This is a genomic window from Lysinibacillus sp. NPDC094403 (genome assembly GCF_050278745.1).
Lineage (GTDB): Bacteria > Bacillota > Bacilli > Bacillales_A > Planococcaceae > Lysinibacillus.
Genome location: NZ_JBNNTL010000025.1, coordinates 1 through 19,369 on the forward strand (window position 1 = coordinate 1; position 19,369 = coordinate 19,369).

At 36.7% G+C, this 19,369-nt stretch carries 16 protein-coding genes; 8 read left to right on the plus strand and 8 right to left on the minus strand.

Features of this window, described 5'->3' with window-relative positions; translation table 11 throughout:
* Positions 1-322: 322 nt before the first annotated feature.
* The 7 genes from ACQKMV_RS21985 to dnaA form a co-directional block, all read right to left on the minus strand.
* The gene (locus ACQKMV_RS21985; protein WP_427506483.1) at positions 323-1,402 is read right to left on the minus strand and encodes an HD-GYP domain-containing protein; all 1,080 of its coding nucleotides are present in this window, start codon (positions 1,400-1,402) and stop codon (positions 323-325) included.
* 146 nt (positions 1,403-1,548) lie between these two features.
* Complete coding sequence (gyrA, locus tag ACQKMV_RS21990; protein ID WP_427506484.1) at positions 1,549-4,017, minus strand: DNA gyrase subunit A; 2,469 nt, start codon at positions 4,015-4,017, stop codon at positions 1,549-1,551.
* A 25-nt stretch (positions 4,018-4,042) separates the two neighbouring features.
* The gene (gene gyrB, locus ACQKMV_RS21995) at positions 4,043-5,977 is read right to left on the minus strand and encodes a DNA topoisomerase (ATP-hydrolyzing) subunit B (protein WP_427506486.1); all 1,935 of its coding nucleotides are present in this window, start codon (positions 5,975-5,977) and stop codon (positions 4,043-4,045) included.
* 92 nt (positions 5,978-6,069) lie between these two features.
* A complete protein-coding gene (gene recF / locus ACQKMV_RS22000) occupies positions 6,070-7,185 on the minus strand; it encodes a DNA replication/repair protein RecF (RefSeq protein ID WP_427506488.1) in 1,116 nt (371 codons plus the stop codon).
* Positions 7,186-7,188: 3 nt separating this feature from the next.
* Positions 7,189-7,413, minus strand: coding sequence for a S4 domain-containing protein YaaA (yaaA, locus tag ACQKMV_RS22005; RefSeq protein WP_053482950.1), 225 nt, complete (start codon positions 7,411-7,413; stop codon positions 7,189-7,191).
* A 171-nt stretch (positions 7,414-7,584) separates the two neighbouring features.
* Positions 7,585-8,721, minus strand: coding sequence for a DNA polymerase III subunit beta (gene dnaN / locus ACQKMV_RS22010; RefSeq protein WP_427425742.1), 1,137 nt, complete (start codon positions 8,719-8,721; stop codon positions 7,585-7,587).
* Between the two features lie 169 nt (positions 8,722-8,890).
* Positions 8,891-10,240, minus strand: coding sequence for a chromosomal replication initiator protein DnaA (gene dnaA, locus ACQKMV_RS22015; protein ID WP_368637196.1), 1,350 nt, complete (start codon positions 10,238-10,240; stop codon positions 8,891-8,893).
* 568 nt (positions 10,241-10,808) lie between these two features.
* On the opposite strand from dnaA, the gene rpmH reads away from it, so the two are divergent.
* From rpmH to mnmG, 6 genes are all read left to right on the plus strand, one after another.
* A complete protein-coding gene (gene rpmH / locus ACQKMV_RS22020) occupies positions 10,809-10,943 on the plus strand; it encodes a 50S ribosomal protein L34 (RefSeq protein ID WP_004233310.1) in 135 nt (44 codons plus the stop codon).
* Positions 10,944-11,044: 101 nt separating this feature from the next.
* Entirely contained in the window at positions 11,045-11,389 is a 345-nt protein-coding gene (gene rnpA / locus ACQKMV_RS22025) for a ribonuclease P protein component (RefSeq protein WP_427425741.1), read from the plus strand.
* 301 nt (positions 11,390-11,690) lie between these two features.
* Complete coding sequence (gene yidC / locus ACQKMV_RS22030; protein ID WP_427506490.1) at positions 11,691-12,461, plus strand: membrane protein insertase YidC; 771 nt, start codon at positions 11,691-11,693, stop codon at positions 12,459-12,461.
* Positions 12,458-13,267 (plus strand): RNA-binding cell elongation regulator Jag/EloR, encoded by an 810-nt coding sequence (gene jag / locus ACQKMV_RS22035; protein WP_427506491.1) that lies wholly within the window; start codon positions 12,458-12,460, stop codon positions 13,265-13,267. The genes yidC and jag overlap by 4 nt, the downstream gene beginning before the upstream one ends.
* Positions 13,268-13,680: 413 nt before the next feature.
* On the plus strand, positions 13,681-15,066 hold the full coding sequence (gene mnmE / locus ACQKMV_RS22040) for a tRNA uridine-5-carboxymethylaminomethyl(34) synthesis GTPase MnmE (protein ID WP_427506492.1): 1,386 nt from the start codon (positions 13,681-13,683) through the stop codon (positions 15,064-15,066).
* A 28-nt stretch (positions 15,067-15,094) separates the two neighbouring features.
* Positions 15,095-16,990 carry a tRNA uridine-5-carboxymethylaminomethyl(34) synthesis enzyme MnmG gene (mnmG, locus tag ACQKMV_RS22045; RefSeq protein ID WP_427506494.1) on the plus strand — a complete coding sequence of 632 codons (1,896 nt, stop codon included), beginning with the start codon at positions 15,095-15,097 and terminating at the stop codon, positions 16,988-16,990.
* On the opposite strand, the gene ACQKMV_RS22050 is transcribed toward mnmG, so the two are convergent.
* Entirely contained in the window at positions 16,991-17,218 is a 228-nt protein-coding gene (locus ACQKMV_RS22050) for a hypothetical protein (protein ID WP_427506495.1), read from the minus strand.
* A gap of 166 nt (positions 17,219-17,384) precedes the next feature.
* On the opposite strand from ACQKMV_RS22050, the gene rsmG reads away from it, so the two are divergent.
* Positions 17,385-18,101, plus strand: coding sequence for a 16S rRNA (guanine(527)-N(7))-methyltransferase RsmG (rsmG, locus tag ACQKMV_RS22055; RefSeq protein WP_427506497.1), 717 nt, complete (start codon positions 17,385-17,387; stop codon positions 18,099-18,101).
* A gap of 179 nt (positions 18,102-18,280) precedes the next feature.
* Positions 18,281-19,180 (plus strand): nucleoid occlusion protein, encoded by a 900-nt coding sequence (noc, locus tag ACQKMV_RS22060; RefSeq protein ID WP_427506498.1) that lies wholly within the window; start codon positions 18,281-18,283, stop codon positions 19,178-19,180.
* The last annotated feature ends 189 nt before the right edge of the window (positions 19,181-19,369 follow it).

The following is a 19,369-nucleotide window of genomic DNA, read 5'->3' on the forward strand; positions in this document are numbered from 1 at the left end:
TTGATGTCCAAAATTTTGTTTCGTTCACTAACTCAAGGTTAGCTACTAAAAACTTTATTGATTACGTTTTGCTTGTTCAGTTTTCAAGGTTCATTACTTTATTTTAAGTGTCACCTCTTGGCGACTCATTAATAATATCAAGAATCTAAAACTATGTCAACACTTTATTAAAATAAATTCAAATAGTTTATATGAATTTATTATTCTCCTTCTACATCACTATATTTAGAGGATTTAGTTAACCTTAAATCAGTTAAGCCTCGGCATAACTAAAAATAAAAAAGGCAAACGCCAATGTTCATGGGTTGCCTTTCAACTATTATTAATCTGGTATAATACGTGAAATATAAAAGGTACGATTTTTGCCTAAATCAAATATCTCCCCTGATTGGCTTAATTTGATAAGAGGTCGAGTTGGTGCAAATTTATTTATAAACATCACTTCGCCATGTTCTAGATTAGATAGTTCAACTATAGTTCCTATAGGAAGGTCGGCAACAATATCTATCAGTGCACGAACTACTTTAATATCAAACTTCCCAAATTCAGATTCATTAATCATCTCTATGACCTTAAAGGAAGATTGCTTTGCTCTATACACTCGCTCACATGTCATTGCATGGAATACATCTGCAACAGCGATAATTTGAGCGAAAGTAGAAATATTAGCGATTTTTTCCCCTTTCGGATAGCCACTACCGTTTAAACGCTCATGATGTTGGAAAATAGCCTCTTTCATTGTATCCTTTAAGATTGTTAAATCTTTGACCATATTATAGCTATAAATCGGATGCTTATAAATTTCATCAAACTCTTGCTCTGTTAAGGTTGTTTTTTTATCGCGGATACGTGGATGAACTTTTGCCATCCCACAATCAGCTAATAACCCACCAATTGCAACTTGAATTGTAATTCCTTTGTCATAGCCTAGTTTTTGTGCAATCACTGAAGAAATCAATGCTGTTGCTACACAATGATGGTACAAATAGTCTTTTGGATTTGAATATTCATTTAACTCAAAAATTATTGTACGATCTTCTAAAACCATTTCTAATAACGGCAAAATAATTTTACGTGCTTTCGTAATATCTACCTTTGCACCAGCTTCCCAATTTTTAAATTCCTTTTTGAATTGTTCAACAGAATTGTCATAAACCTTTTTAAAAGTTGGAATAGCCTCTGTTGGGACGAATAAATCTGTTTCTTTTATCTCTGATTGAGTCTCTATACTATCTTTATATACAGGGACCCTTGAAATATTAAAAGCAAAAAAAACTTGTAAATGCTCATGGGAAATTATCGTGTTTTTAAAAATTATTGGATATTGTGTATTAGCAAAAATATCTTCAGAAATTACTTTACCAACGCGTAACTCTGAAATTGGGACTTGTATAGTTTCCACGCAATTAACACCTCTTCACTATTTCGCTTGCTTAAACATAGGTTAATTTCATTTTATCATGGAATTCAAAATAATTACTTATTTTTCATGATTTATGCTAAAAAACCGATGAACGGCAACATTAGCTGTCGTCATCGGTCTTTTTATTATTCCTCTACTTCTTCATTTTCTTCGCTAGATTCTTCTTCTTCTTTTTCAACCTTCGCTACGGTTGCAACAAGCTCGTCATCGCCTAAACGAATTAATCGAACTCCCTGTGTACTACGACCAATTAATGAGATATCGTTCACATCCATACGGATTAGCATACCGTTAATTGTAATAAGCATTAAATCTTCAGAACCATCAACAGTTTTTACAGCTACCATTGGACCGTTTTTATCAGTGATTTGAATTGTTTTTAATCCTACACCACCACGACTCTGTAAACGATATTCCTCTTCAGAAGTACGTTTACCGTAACCTTTTTCTGTAACAACTAAAATTTCCTGTCCTGGTTCAACGATTTCCATACCAACAACTTCGTCACCATCACGTAGTTTAATACCTCGTACACCACCTGCAGTACGACCCATTGAACGAATATCATCCTCTTGGAAACGTACAAGCATTCCATCACGAGTACCGATAATCACTTGTTTATCGCCATCTGTTAAACGAACAGAAATGAGATCATCATCTTCTCGTAAGCTTATAGCAATTAAGCCGTTTGTTCGGATATTAGCAAATTGTGAAACTGGTGTACGCTTTGAAATACCTGTTTTAGTAGTAAAGATAAAGTATGCATCTTCATCAAATGAAGCAACACGGATCATTGCTGTTACTTTCTCACCTTTTTCAATATTGAGTAAGTTAACAATCGGTAATCCTTTCGCTGTACGACCATATTCCGGAATCTCATAACCTTTTGCTCTAAATACTTTTCCTTTTGAAGTGAAGAATAAAATTGTATCGTGTGTAGATGTATTCATAAGATGCTCTACAAAATCATCTTCATTTGTGCCCATACCTTGTACACCACGACCGCCACGTTTTTGACTGCGATATGTATTAGCAGCTAAACGTTTGATATAACCATTGTGTGTTAAAGTTACGACCGAATTTTCGACTGGGATTAAATCCTCATCCTCAATCATTTCTAAACCGCCAGAAGTAATTTCAGTACGACGTGTATCATTAAAGCGTTCTTTTAGCTCTAATATTTCAGTACGAATAATATCAACAATTTTAGCCTCATCCGCTAAAATTGCTTTTAATTCAGCAATTAATATTTGAAGCTCTTGATACTCTGCTTCAATTTTCTCACGCTCTAATCCACTTAAACGAACTAAACGCATATCTAAAATCGCTTGCGCTTGACGTTCAGATAAATTGAATCGTTCCATTAATTGAGGTTTCGCTTCTTCACCACTACGTGAACCACGAATAATAGCAATAATTTCATCAATATGATCAAGGGCAATACGTAAGCCCTCTAAAATATGTGCACGATCTTCTGCTTTCCTTAAGTCAAATTCCGTACGACGACGAATAATAACCTTTTGGTGCTCTAAATAATGATGCAACATTTCTTTTAAGCCCATTACTTTAGGTTGACCATTTACTAATGACAGCATATTAATACCGAAACTCGATTGCATTGCTGTTTGTTTATATAAATTATTTAAAACTACATTGGCATTTGCATCTTTACGAACTTCAATGACTACTCGCATACCACGTCGGTCAGATTCATCACGTAGGTTTGTAATACCATCAATTTTTTTATCGCGTACAAGCTCAGCTATTTTTTCAATAAGCTTAGCTTTATTCACTTGGTATGGTAATTCATGAATAAGAATTGTTTCTTTACCATTTGTTTTTTGTTCAATCTCTACCTTTGCGCGAATAATGATGGAGCCACGACCTGTTTCGTAAGCACGGCGAATACCGCTACGACCTAAAATTAATCCACCAGTTGGGAAATCAGGCCCTGGGATGATTTCCATCAATTCTTCCGTTGTAATAGCCGGATTCTCAGAAAGTGCTATCACTGCATCTATCGTTTCACCAAGTTGATGTGGAGGAATATTTGTCGCCATACCAACCGCAATCCCTGCCGCTCCATTTACTAATAAGTTTGGATAGCGACTCGGAAGGACAATAGGCTCCTTTTCTGAACCATCATAGTTATCTGTATAGTCGATTGTGTCTTTATTAATATCACGAAGCATTTCCATTGCAATACGAGACATACGTGATTCTGTATAACGCATCGCTGCCGCTCCGTCGCCATCGACAGATCCAAAGTTACCATGACCATCGACTAGCATGTAACGATAGCTGAAATCTTGCGCCATACGTACCATTGCATCATAGATGGATGAGTCACCATGTGGGTGGTATTTACCCATTACGTCCCCAACAATACGTGCTGATTTTTTGTACGCTTTATCTGCTGTATTCCCTAGCTCTTGCATGCCATATAAAATACGGCGATGTACAGGCTTTAGCCCATCTCGTACGTCTGGTAATGCACGAGAAACGATTACACTCATCGCATAATCGAGGAAGGATGTTTCAATTTCTTTTGTTATATTAACTCCTTTAACACCGGAGCGTTCTTGTTCTGACAAAGTGTAGACCTCCTCTCAAGAAAAATTAAATATCTAAATTAGCGTATACTGCATTTTCTTCGATAAATTGACGACGAGGTTCAACTTCATCGCCCATTAAACGTTCAAATGCTTGGTTTGCTTTAATTGCATCATCTAATTCTACTTGTAACAATGTGCGGTGCTCAGGATCCATTGTAGTTTCCCAAAGCTGCTCTGCATTCATTTCCCCAAGACCTTTGTATCGTTGTACATTTGGTTTTGGCATTTTTGGTAGTCGCTCTAAAATTTCTTTTAATGTTTCTTCATCATAGCAATATTCAACATGCTTACCTTGCTTTACTTGATATAGAGGTGGCTGTGCAATATAAATATAACCTGCCTCTACTAGAGGTCGAAGGAAACGGAAGAAGAATGTTAATAGTAATGTGCGGATGTGGGCACCATCAACATCGGCATCTGTCATAATAACGATTTTATGATAACGAGCCTTTTCTAAAGTAAACTCTTCACCAATACCTGTGCCAAATGCTGTAATCATTGCACGAATTTCTGCATTCGATAAAATTTTATCTAAACGTGCTTTTTCAACGTTAAGGATTTTACCACGTAACGGTAAAATTGCTTGGAAGTGTCGGTCACGTCCAGATTTTGCTGATCCACCGGCAGAGTCACCCTCAACGATATAAATTTCACATTCAGATGGATTTGTTGATGAACAGTCAGCTAATTTACCTGGCAAGCTTGATACTTCAAGTGCATTTTTACGACGTGTAAATTCACGTGCTTTTTTAGCAGCGACACGTGCACGGGCAGCCATTAAACCTTTTTCAACTACCTTACGAGCGACAGTTGGATTTTCTAACATAAATCGTTCAAAACCATCTGAGAATAAAGAGTTAGTAATTTGGCTAACTTCAGAGTTACCAAGCTTTGTTTTTGTTTGTCCTTCAAATTGTGGATCAGGATGCTTAACTGAAACAATAGCTGTTAACCCTTCACGAACATCCTCACCAGTAAGGTTTGCATCTGATTCTTTTAAAAGCCCATTTTTTCGCGCATAATCATTGATAACACGTGTCAGAGCTGTTTTAAAACCAGACTCGTGTGTACCGCCTTCATACGTATTAATGTTATTAGCAAATGAAAAAATATTTGAAGAGAATCCAGCATTATATTGCATAGCAATTTCAACTGAAATACCATCTTTTTCCCCAAGAACATCTATTGGATCATGGATTGGCTCTTTAGATTGATTTAAATGCTCTACGTAAGAACGAATACCACCTTCATAATGATACGTAGTAGAACGTTCCTCACCTTCACGTTCATCAGCAATTGTAATCTTGATACCACGATTCAAATAAGCTAATTCACGAATACGATGTGCTAAAATATCATATTCATAAACAGTCGTTTCTTTAAATATTTCAGGGTCTGCTTTAAAACGTGTAGTTGTTCCATTGCGATCTGAATCACCGATAATTGTTAGCTCTTGAATAGTTTTCCCGCGTTCAAATTTAATTTCATGAATATGACCCTCACGATGAACTTGAACGATCGTCTCAACTGATAGAGCATTCACAACAGATGCCCCTACACCATGAAGACCACCAGAAACTTTGTATCCTCCACCGCCGAACTTACCGCCAGCATGGAGCACTGTCATAATAACTTCAACAGCCGGCTTACCCATTTTTTCTTGAATGCTTACGGGAATACCACGACCATTGTCCTCTACACGAATCCAATTGTCTTTTTCTATCGTTACATTTATATCTGTACAAAATCCTGCTAGTGCTTCATCAATACTATTATCAACAATTTCCCATACTAAATGGTGAAGACCTTTAGAGCTTGTTGAACCAATATACATCCCAGGTCTTTTACGTACCGCTTCTAAACCTTCTAATACCTGTATCTGATCGGCTTCATAAGCTTGATTTTGTAAACCTTCGTTCTCTATAGCCACGGCTTTCATCTACTCCTTCATAACATCATTGTGTGTAAATGAATGAACAGTCAACCGAGCTGACTATTACCATTCTTTTGTAATCTAAAAAACTCCCCGGGCTAACTTTCTTCAATCGCTCCTTGTTTCACGTGAAACAGCTGTGCATGTTCCATCGTTTCATGATGAATTCCATCAACACTTGTAGTCGTAACAAAGGTTTGAACTTCACCTTGAATGGTATTTAATAAATGCGATTGGCGATAATCGTCGAGTTCCGACAATACATCATCTAAAAGTAGTATGGGTGTTTCATTTGTTTCTTGTTTAATTAACTCGATTTCAGCAAGTTTTAATGAAAGAGCAGTTGTACGTTGCTGTCCTTGTGAACCGTATGTCTGAACATCATAGTCATTTACTAAAAACTGCAAATCATCTCGATGTGGACCAACTAGTGTTACACCTCGATCAAATTCACGCTCCTTAGCTTCTATTAGCTTTTTATGCAAGAAGCCTTCGATTTCAGTAGAAGTATGTTCTTTTTCAATACCAGCTACTGTGCGGTATTTTATAACTAACGTTTCCTTCCCTTGTGAAATACCTGCGTGAATTGGTTCCGCCCACTCCTGCAATAAATCCATAAATTGAAATCTTTTTCGAATAATTTGGGTAGCTGCGTGAATATATTGTTCATTATAAACGTCGTACATCACGTCATCTGGCATTTTTTTACCTTGATTCATTTTTAAAAAGTGGTTACGTTGCTTTAAAATTTTTTGAAAGGTTAATAAATCGTGTAAATAGACAGGAGAAATTTGCCCAATCTCCATATCAATAAAACGTCGTCGTATTTGAGGACTCCCCTTTACAACATTTAAATCTTCGGGGGCAAACATAACGACATTCATTTGACCAATATAATGACTGAGGCGACTCTGCTCTATATGATTTATCTTACCCTTTTTGCCTTTTTTCGTAATCGTAAGCTCAATCGGTAAAATACCATGCCTTTTTTGAACGGCCCCTTCTATTTTACCATAGTCTGAATCCCAACGTATTAATTCTTTATCGTTCGTCGTGCGATGGGATTTAGCCATCGCCAATACGTAAATAGATTCCATAACATTTGTTTTCCCTTGAGCATTTTCACCAATGAAAACATTAATTTTTGGAGAGAAGTTTAAAGCTAAGGCATCATAATTACGGTAATTTGTAAGTTTTAATTGCTCTATATGCATAATCTACTGTCCAGTGGTACCAACGATACGAAATCGACCACATCCAGGAATATTTACAATGTCACCGTCACGTAATTTACGACCGCGGCGATCATCTACTTCTCCATTTACATATACATCATTTTCGTGTAAAAACCACTTGGCCATGCCACCAGAGCTAATGGCATCAGTCATTTTTAAGAGTTGCCCTAATGTAACAAACTCTACATCGATTTCAATGTCCTTCATAGCTGAGTTCCCCTCCAAATACAGACTGTCTATCTCTCTATCATACCTAAAAATTCGCCATAAGTAAAAAAAGATAGCCGCAATCTGCGACTATCAGAACGTTTTTAAAGCATATAGAGCTAGAGCTAAAAATTATGGAGTTTATTCTCTCCAACAAAAATTGTTTAAATTTTAGTAAGTACGTACAGGTAAAATCAATTGTAAAATAGCATCGTCATGAACAGAACGTAAAATAAAAGGTCTCATTGCTCCTGTAAATTGAATGATTACATCTTGACCATCTATTGCTTTTAATGCTTCCATCATGTATTTCGCACTGAAAGAAATTTTTAAGTTCTCCCCCTCTAATGACTCAACAGGAATTTCCTCTTGGACCTTGCCGATTTCTGGAGAATTAGAAGAAACTTCGACAGCTTGATTATCTAAAATCTCAAAACGCACAACATTATTACGATCGCCACGAGCAACAAGAGACGCACGATCGATTGCTTGTAATAATGATTTACCATTAATCGTTAAATTTGTTTGATACTCTTCTGGAATTAAACGAGTTGTATCTGGGTAGTTACCTTCAAGTAAACGAGAGAAGAATAATACTTCCCCAGTTTTAAATAACACTTGCTGGCTTGTAATAACAATTTGCACAAGATTTGTAGAATCCTCTAATACTTTATTTAACTCATTTAAACTTTTACCAGGAATTACAACACTATGTTCAACTTCAGGTAAATTTTCCAATTGAACTTTACGTCTTGCCAAACGGTGGCTATCTGTTGCAACACAGATTAATGCTTCATTTTTTAACTGCCAGTTTACACCTGTCAACACGGGTCTACTTTCTGAAGTGGCAACAGCAAATACTGTTTCACGGATAATTGACTTTAATAGATCGGCAGGAATAGTAAATTTTTGATCCTCTGTTAATTCGGGTAATAAAGGATATTCAGCAGCATCTGAGCCAATTAAATGGAATTCAGATTTACCTGAACGGATATGAGTTTGGAAACCAGTTGTTACTTGGATTTCAACCTCATTTGTTGGTAACTTACGTACAATTTCATTAAACATACGAGCTTGTACAACAATTGATCCTGTTTCTGTAATATGAATTATTTGTTGGCCATCTTCTTCTACTGGAATAAATGTTTGAATTGTGATATCCGCGTCACTACCTGTTAAACGAATACCTTCAGTTGTTACATCAATTTTAATCCCCGTTAGAATTGGAATAGTTGTTTTAGAACTTACTGCTTTCATGACATCATTTAAACCCTCTAATAAACGGTCACGTAAAATATCAAATTTCATTCGTATTCCCTCACATATTTATATTATTTATTTATATAAAATAAAAAAGATATAGTAATAGGCCCTGTGGATTTGTGGATAAGTCTTTTGAAATGAATAAAATCAGTCTATCCACATGTAGATAGACTGTGTATAAGTTTGTGTTTAAACGTTTGTGTTGTCCACAGTATTATTTTCCTAACATGCTTCGAATTTGTTTAATATCTTGCTGTAGTTGAACGTCATTTTTCAACATAGAAGATATTTTTTCATGAGCATGGATAACAGTAGTATGATCACGTCCACCAAATTCTTCGCCAATTTTCGGCAGCGAAAAATCTGTTAATTCGCGGGATAAAAACATGGCGACTTGACGCGGAAAGGCAATTAACTTTGTACGTTTTTTCGCGGCAAAATCCTCTAAACGAATGTTAAAATGCTCTCCTACTGCATTTTGAATGTCTAATATAGTGACAGTTCTCGGCTTTGAATTAGGAATAATATCCTTTAATGCTTCAGCAGCCAAAGTTGCATTAATATCCTTGTTAACAAGTGATGAATAGGCAACGACGCGAATAAGCGCACCTTCAAGCTCCCGAATATTGGAGTCAATCTGGTTCGCAATATAGAGCATGACTTCATTTGGCACTTCTAGACCATCAGCCTTCGCTTTTTTTCGGAGAATGGCGATACGAGTTTCCAAATCAGGCGGTGCAATATCTGTAATTAGTCCCCATTCGAATCTAGAACGTAAACGATCTTCCAATGTCGGAATTTCCTTAGGAGGACGGTCACTGGAAATAACAATTTGTTTCGATTCTTCATGCAATGTATTAAAAGTGTGGAAAAATTCTTCCTGAGTTGATTCTTTTCCAGCTAGAAATTGAATATCATCAATTAGCAGTACATCTACATTGCGATATTTATTGCGGAAATCAAGTGCCTTGTTATCTCGAATTGAGTTAATAAATTCATTTGTAAATTTTTCAGATGATAAATATACCACCTTTGCATTTGGATTGTGTTCCAATACATAATGACCAATCGCATGCATTAAGTGTGTTTTGCCAAGACCTACTCCCCCATAGATAAAAAATGGGTTATAAGCCTTCGCTGGTGCTTCTGCGACAGCTAGCGAGGCAGCATGAGCAAAGCGGTTACCAGAGCCAATAACAAACGTATCAAAAGTATACTTCGGGTTTAACATACCTGGCGAAATATCATGATGATCGTTATTTTTTGCTTGGATAATTGGCGCTGGTAAATCGAAATCGTCCGAATCCTGGTTTTTTTGAACAACAAACTTAATAAGCAAGTCTTCGCCTGTAAGCTCCGTTAATATACCTGTAATCAAATGAATATAATGATTTTCAAGCCAGTCTCGAGCAAACGAATTTGGCGCAGCAATTGTCACAGTAGAACCACTACCATTGTAGGAAAGTAGTTTAGTAGACTTTAGCCACGTTTCGAAGCTTGGTTTAGAAATTTTTTGTTCAACTTGAGCCAGGACATTATTCCATAGTTCTTCTAAATGTTCCAAGCTGCTAATCTCCTTTACAGTTTTCAATACTATTACAGCAATAAAAATAGCGCATTTATAGAAACGGTAAATACGTTCATTTTACAACTAATCCACAAACTCACAAGTTGTGGATAAAAGTTAACCAAAGGCTGTGATAAAAATTATCCACAGCATATCAACAGTTGTGGATAAATTAAAAGTTCATTTCAGTTTTCAACAAAGTGAAGCACAGATATCGTATCAGAAAAACAAAGCTATTTCAATAGTTTATGAAACTTATCCACACACATTTCATTTATGCACTTCCTAGTTGTCCACAAGGTCTGCTTATGTGAAAAAGGTGTAGATAAACGTTGTGGATAAAAAATAATGCAAAAAATACTATACACAACTCTGTGTAAAAAAAACAAGTATTCTGTGGATAATTTATTTTTGTTCAGTAGAAGATGATAATAGTAAATGATAGACATAGATTTGCTTAGGGAAAGAAATTTATAAAATTCATTGACAAAATAACTAGTTACTTTATATAATATTCAGGTCTGTATGTTGAAAAATTCAACTCATTCAGGAGGTGTCTATATAAATGAAACGTACTTACCAACCAAAAAAACGTAAGCACAGCAAAGTTCACGGTTTCCGCGCACGTATGAGCACGAAAAACGGTCGTAAAGTTCTTGCTGCTCGCCGTCGTAAAGGAAGAAAAGTATTATCAGCATAAAATAAGTCCACTGAGACACATCAGTGGTCTTTTTTTTCTTTATTTTTGGTAAACCTAGAAATGAGGATCAAAAGATAATTATCTAGTAGCAGGTGAAAGTAATGAAAAAACGCCAACGAGTGAAAAAAAACGATGATTTTCAAAAGGTGTTTAAAAAGGGTAAATCTTTCGCTAATCGGCAGTTTGTCGTATATTTTTTTGAAAAAGAGGGACAAACAGAATTTCGTGTAGGATTATCGGTTAGCAAAAAGCTTGGGAATGCGGTAACACGCAATCAGATCAAACGCTATATTCGACAAAGTATTCATGAATTAAAGGATGAACTAAAGCCGAATATGGACTATGTTATTATCGCCAGACAACCGGCGGCCACTATGGATTTTCATGAAATAAAACAAAGTTTGCAGCATGTACTACGAATCGCAAAAGTATTGAAGAAAGCGTAATATAGATGGCAACCAAAGTGGTGAAATAACGCCTTTATCTAAGAAGCGTTTATGCGCAAAAGTGAAGTCATAGAAAATACACATAGGGGTATTTGAAAATGAAGTTTCACTGCAATATATGAAAAATTAGTAACATTACTTAGTAAATTTGTGCACATTGTTAGAATATTTAGTAGAGTGAAACGTTATATGCATGATAAAATAACTGATAACTTTATTCAGTAGCAGGAAACTGTAAATGTATAAAGAAGAACGCATATAGTTTTAGGAAAAGTGAATAGTATTTGTAGGGGGAAGAAGGTTGAAGAAACAACTTTGGGTAATTTTGTCGCTAGCTTCAGTAGCATTGCTACTATCTGGTTGTACAGAATTCAAAGAACCAATCTCCAAAGAAAGCACGGGCTTCTGGAATGAATTCATTGTTTGGCCTTTAGTGTCAGTGATTAAATACTTTGCTGATTTTCTCGGTTCATATGCATGGGGAATCATTGCTGTAACAATCATCATTCGTTTAGCAATTCTTCCATTGATGATTAAACAAACAAAGAACGCTAAAAAAATGCAAGAAGTTCAGCCGAAATTGAAGGAATTGCAGAAGAAGTACGCTTCTAAGGATGCACAGACACAGCAACAGTATCAGAAAGAAATGATGAAGTTAATGAGTGAGTCAGGTGTTAACCCACTTGCTGGATGTTTACCTGTAATCATTCAAATGCCAATTTTAATTGGTTTCTATCATGCGATTAGTCGTATGAATGCTACACCTGCTTTTGATTTAGGGAATTTCTTTATTTTCCCGTTAGCAGATCCTGCACCGGCATTAGCGATTACTGCTGGTGTAATGCAATTTATCGTTTTACGTACGGGCCCAGCGATGGATAACCCTCAAATGAAAATAATGATGTATATTATGCCATTTATGATTATTTCTTTCGGTATGGCATTACCAGCAGCATTATCACTATACTGGGTAATCGGTAACATTATTTCGATTGCTCAAAACCTGTTTATTTACAAACCTTGGGAAAAAAATAAAACACAACCTGCTCAAAATGGAGGGGCTAAAAAGTGAAACAACTTACGCAAATAGGCGCAACAACACAAGAAGCGATCTCATTGGCGTTACAGAAACTTGGCAAAACCCGTGAACAAGTAGATGTTGAAGTTTTACAAGAAGGTAAAAAAGGATTTTTAGGTTTTGGGGCACGATCTGCAGAAGTTCGTGTAACAGTAAAGGAAGTACAGGTTCGACCAACAATTGAAGCAGAAAAGGCTGAACAGCAAAAAACGACTCAATTTGTCGAACCAACAGTAATAGATGATGTTGAAACAATAAGTTCACAAGTTTCTGGACAATCAAGTGATATCGAAGCTGTTCAACAAGTCGTAGAGGAACAAAAAGAGGAAGAAGAAACCTCGGTAAACCCAATTGAAGATGCAAAGTCTTATTTAGTAAATATTGCTGAACAATTGGATATTCATGATCTTGAAATTGAAACGACACGAGAAGGAAAGTATGTATTATTTCAACTGAAAAGCGAGAAAGCTGCACTACTAATAGGGAAACGTGGTCAAACATTAAATTCCTTGCAGCAATTAACACAACTTGTGTTAAATAAAAGTGCCAAGCAGTTCTTAATGGTGAAATTAGACGTAGAAAACTATCGTGAACGTCGTCAAGAAGCTTTGGAGTTACTGGCAGATCGCATGGCGGATAAAGCACTTCGCTTAAATGAGCGTGTGACATTTGAACCAATGCAGTCGTACGAGAGAAAAATTATTCATAATCAATTGGCAAATCGCCTTGATATTGAAACATACTCAGAAGGAACGGAGCCCAATCGTTATTTAGTCATTGAACCTGTAAAGAACGATTAAACTTCGTAAAAAAACATACAGACAAAACTAAAGTCATTTTATCGTCATGATAAAATGACTTTTTTATGTTGTTGAAAACAAGATGGTCAAGGGAATCTTTGTGAATGTTGTGGTGCTTCAGAAGAGGGTGATTTCCGTTTCAGGCTACTCGCTTTGTCGGAACGGAAATCAATCCATCGTTTTGCCGAAGAACATACTTTATCATTGGCACGATAGTTTTTTTATCTAGAATGAACGCTCTAGCATTCGCAATTTTTGTCGAAATACGTGCTAAAATGTTGAACTTTCTTATTATCCACAATTGGAAATTATCCTTACTTTAGATTTTGCAGAAAATATGTTAGTCTAAGGTGTTAGTAAGTATTGGTCGGTTTTATTTATCCACATGTGGATAACGTTAAGGAGGTCATTAAATGGAGTTCGATACAATTGCTGCGATATCCACACCGATGGGTGAAGGAGCTATTGCTATTGTTCGTTTAAGTGGGGACGAAGCAGTCGCAATTGCAGATAAAATATTCAGATCGCCTGGTGGAAAAAGTTTAACAACGAAGGCTTCACATACAATTCATTATGGACATTTAGTTGATCCAAAAACAAATGAGGTTGTAGAGGAAGTAATGCTGTCATTAATGCGTGGACCTAAAACATTCACCCGTGAGGATGTAATAGAAATAAACTGTCACGGGGGACTAGTTTCGGTGAACCGTGTATTAAAGCTAGTATTAACTAATGGAGCAAGACTCGCAGAGCCAGGTGAATTTACAAAACGCGCATTCTTAAATGGACGTATCGATTTATCACAAGCTGAAGCAGTCATGGATTTAATAAGAGCGAAAACTGATAGAGCGATGAATGTAGCGTTGGGGCAAATGGATGGCAAATTATCGCGTTTAATTGGTGACCTACGCCAAGCATTACTAGAGACATTAGCGCAAGTAGAGGTTAATATAGATTATCCAGAGTATGATGATGTAGAAGAGATGACAGTGCCAGTATTAGTAGAAAAATGTACATGGGTACGAAATGAAATTATTAAACTTTTGCAAACATCTTCTCAGGGGAAAATATTACGTGAGGGTCTATCAACTGTTATTTTAGGCCGCCCAAACGTTGGGAAATCTTCTCTTTTAAATAGTTTAGTACAGGAGAATAAGGCCATTGTGACAGATATAGCAGGTACAACTCGTGATATTATAGAAGAGTACGTGAATGTACGTGGTGTTCCGCTTCGTTTAGTCGATACAGCTGGTATTCGAGAGACAGAGGATATCGTTGAACGGATTGGTGTTGAACGTTCACGTGAGGCGTTGCGTGGCGCGGATTTAATTTTATTTGTTTTAAACTACGCAGAAGAATTGACTGCCGAGGATGAGCGTCTTTTCGAAACAATTAAAGCGATGGATTACATCGTTATTGTCAATAAAACAGATCTACCGCAAAAAATTGATTTAGCACGTGTCCAAGAACTAGCAGGCAATCATCGAATTGTGACAACTTCTCTTTTACAGGAAGAGGGCATCACAGAGTTAGAGGAAGCGATTGCTGCGTTATTCTTTGAAGGGCAAATTGAAGCGGGCGATTTAACATATGTTTCAAATGCAAGACATATTGCATTACTTCATCAAGCACAAGCAACGGTCGAGGATGCTTTAGATGCAGCACAAGCTGGTGTACCTGTTGATATGGTACAAATAGATGTAACAAGAACATGGGAAATACTTGGTGAAATTATCGGCGACACAGTACAAGAAAGCCTAATCAATCAGTTATTTTCACAGTTCTGCTTAGGAAAATAATTTTACTAAAGAAAGGAAGATACGAGCTATGCCAACAAAATATGAGGCAAGCACGTTTGATGTTATCGTAATTGGCGCGGGGCATGCAGGTTCTGAAGCTGCACACGCTGCAGCCAAAATGGGTGCTAACACACTGATGTTAACAATCAATTTAGATATGATTGCATTTATGCCATGCAATCCTTCCATTGGTGGTCCTGCCAAAGGAATTGTAGTACGAGAAATTGACGCATTAGGTGGCGTCATGGGGAAAGTTATTGATAAAACGCATATTCAAATGCGTATGTTAAATACAGGGAAAGGTCCTGCTGTGCGTGCATTACGTGCACAAGCGGACAAAGTTTTATACCAACAAGAAATGAAACGCATCTTGGAGGAAACTGAAAACTTGACAATTCAGCAAGGAATGGTTGAAGAGCTAATAATTGAAGACGGGGAAGTAAAAGGTGTTATTACACAAATTGGTGCTATATATCGCGCTAAAACAGTTGTTATCACAACAGGTACATTCCTTCGTGGTGAAATCATTATTGGTGACGTAAAGTATTCAAGTGGACCTAATAACCAACAACCGTCAATTCGTTTAGCTGATAACTTAAAAGAGCTTGGTTTTGACCTTGTGCGTTTTAAAACAGGTACTCCACCACGAGTGAATAATCGTACAATTGATTATGATAAAACAGAGATTCAACCAGGGGATGATGTTCCACGTGCATTCAGCTTTGAAACAACTGAATTCATCGTGGATCAGCTGCCTTGCTGGCTGACTTATACAAGCCCAGAAACACATGAAATTATCGAGGCAAACCTACATCTTTCACCGATGTACTCAGGGATGATTAAAGGTACTGGTCCACGTTATTGCCCTTCTATTGAAGACAAAGTTGTGCGATTTAACGATAAACCGCGCCACCAAATTTTCTTAGAGCCAGAAGGTCGCAACACACGTGAAGTGTATGTACAAGGCTTATCAACTAGCTTACCAGAGCATGTACAAACACGTTTACTAAAATCAATTCCAGGCTTAGAAAAGGCAGAAATGATGCGTGCTGGCTATGCTATTGAGTATGATGCAATCGTGCCAACACAATTGTGGCCAACTTTAGAAACAAAACGTATTAAAGGCTTGTATACTGCCGGTCAAATCAACGGAACATCAGGTTACGAGGAAGCGGCTGCTCAAGGATTAATGGCTGGGATGAACGCTGCTGCTAACGTGCTTGATAAAGAAGAATTAATCTTAAATCGTTCAGATGCTTATATTGGCGTATTAATTGATGATCTAGTAACAAAAGGAACAAATGAACCGTATCGCTTACTAACATCTCGTGCAGAATATCGTTTACTACTTCGTCATGATAACGCTGATTTACGTTTAGTAGAGTTAGGTTATAATATGGGAATGATTTCTGAGGAAAGATATGCAAAATTCAATGAGAAAAAAGAGCTGATTGATAACGAAATTGCACGTCTTCGTGAAGTTATTATTAAACCAAATGAAGCAACACAAGCTACTATTCGCTCTGTAGGTGGCAGTGAGCTAAAAGATGGTATTCGTGGAGCAGATTTATTAAAGCGTACAGAAATGCATTATGATTTAATTTCTTCGTTAATTCCAGCAGACATAGAGCTTTCGGATGAAGTGAAGGAACAAATTGAAATTCAACTTAAATATGAAGGTTATATTGAAAAAGCATTGCAACAAGTTGAAAAGCTTCATAAAATGGAGAATAAAAAAATCCCAGAAAATATTGATTATGACGCTATTTCAGGTCTAGCAACAGAAGCTCGACAAAAATTAAAACAAGTTACACCACTTTCCATTGCACAAGCATCGCGAATCTCTGGTGTAAACCCAGCAGATATTTCAATATTACTTGTTTATATTGAGCAAGGTAAAATTGCACGCGTCAGCGGCGAATAATTAAGGACAGTAAAGTGAATAAGAGGCGGGCATACCTATGTGCCCGCTTCCTATTTTTAGTCGCTTTTCAGCAGGTGTCCAAACATCTACTGAAATAGAAGAAGTCAGTCTAGGAACGCCACGTCCTGTGGCAATGACTGAGTGACCAACTTCATGTTGTTGATGTCGCTTTGCTTTCGCACAGACAAAACCTTTTGCTGTCGCAACGTTAACACTAAGCTTTCGCACAAAAAACATCTGCAGGCCTAAGCACAAAGCCGATTCCGGACGCAATTATGCCGAGGCATAATTGATGGCTATGCTATTTTTACATAGTTGATTTTAGGAGCGAGCGAATACATGCTTACAAGTCAATATAGGGATAGTAAAGCCATATAGAAAAAGGAGACTTTACATGAACGAACAACAATTTATAGAGGCTTTAAAGGAGAAGGGCATCGAACTTTCTGAAAAACAGATTGCTCAATTCAAAAAATACTTTGAGTTACTTGTTGAGTGGAATGAAAAGATGAACTTAACGGCTATTACCGACTTAGAAGGTGTTTATTTAAAACACTTTTATGATTCCATTAGTGCCTCTTTCTATTTTGATTTTTCAAAAGTGACGACAGTGTGTGATGTTGGAGCAGGTGCCGGTTTCCCAAGTATTCCAATTAAAATCTGTTTCCCACATTTACATGTAACAATTGTCGATTCTTTAAATAAAAGAATTACATTTTTAAATCATTTAAGTGATGAGTTACAATTAGAGAATATGCATTTTGTACATGCCCGTGCAGAGGAATTTGCTCAAAATGCGAAATATCGTGAGCAGTTTGATGTTGTAACGGCTCGTGCAGTAGCCCGATTATCGGTCTTATCAGAATTATGTGTACCACTAGCAAAACAAGGTGGCTATTTTGTTGCTTTAAAAGCAGCAGCTGGTGCAGAAGAGTTAAAAGAAGCAAAAAAAGCATTGGCTACATTAGGAGCTGCGCTAAAAGAAGAATTTTCTTTCCTGCTACCTGTTGAAGAAAGTGACCGCACTTTATATATCTTTGATAAAATAAAAGGAACACCAAAAAAATATCCGCGTAAACCAGGTGTACCAAATAAATCACCGATTCAATAATTAGTGTTTCATGTGAAACTTCTCAAAGTAGAATATATTTTTTCTATTTTGAGCATACATACTAGTTATGGATGGTTCACGCAAATGACATCTATGAACTATATACATTTTAAGAAATATAATAAATAATAATAGAATGACACAGAGCAAGATAGTTACTTAAAGGTGGTGCCACTTGGATGAAAAGTCCTTTTTCACGTTTTTTTGGAGGCGGGAATAAAACTGAGCCTATTGTGAAAAATGAAGTAGAACAAGCAGAGACGGTTCATGCAGCAGAAGAGGTTATAAAGCTGCCTATTGATCAAATTGTGCCTAACCGTTTTCAGCCACGTACTATTTTTGATGATGAAAAAATTGAAGAATTATCAAGAACCATTCATACGCATGGTGTAATTCAACCAATTGTTGTACGTAGAACAGCAGAAAATCAATATGAAATCATTGCTGGTGAGCGTCGTTATCGAGCAATGAAAAAGCTACAATGGACAGAAGTTCCGGCAATTATAAGAAATTTAACTGATAAGGAAACAGCCTCTATCGCATTAATTGAGAACCTACAGCGTGAGGAGTTAACTGCTATTGAAGAAGCTGTTGCCTATCAAAAATTATTAGAGCTTCATGAGCTGACACAAGAAGCACTGGCCCAACGACTTGGAAAAGGACAATCCACGGTAGCCAATAAATTACGTTTATTAAAGCTGCCTGAAGAAGTGCAGCAAGCTATTTTGAAGCGTGAAATCTCTGAACGACATGCACGTGCATTAATTGCAATTAAAGATCAGCCACTACAGCTAGAAGTTTTACAACAAACAATTGAAAATGATTGGAATGTTCGTCAGTTAGAAGAGCGGATTTATTCTTTATTACATCCAGAGGCAGAAGTTCAAGAAGAAGCGGAGCCGAAAAAAGTTAAGCCGAAACGTAAGGCTATTAGTAAAGACGTACGTATTGCTTTAAATACGATTAAACAATCGTTATCTATGGTAACAAAAAGTGGTATAACAGTTAAGACTGAAGAAGAAGATACAGAGGAATATTATCAAATTACAGTGAAGATACCTAAAAAGAAAAAGTCTTAGTACGTGGTGTAAAGTTATTTTTAAAAAAATAATTAATTAATTTTTATATCTCATTACCAAATGTTGAAGATGACATTTGGTCAAACGCATGCTGTTTAAATAAGTTGATTGGAGTGGAAACTGGGTGCCTCCAAGAAAGCGCTCGGTCGGAACGGAAATCAACCCCCACATGATGGTCATAAGCCACTT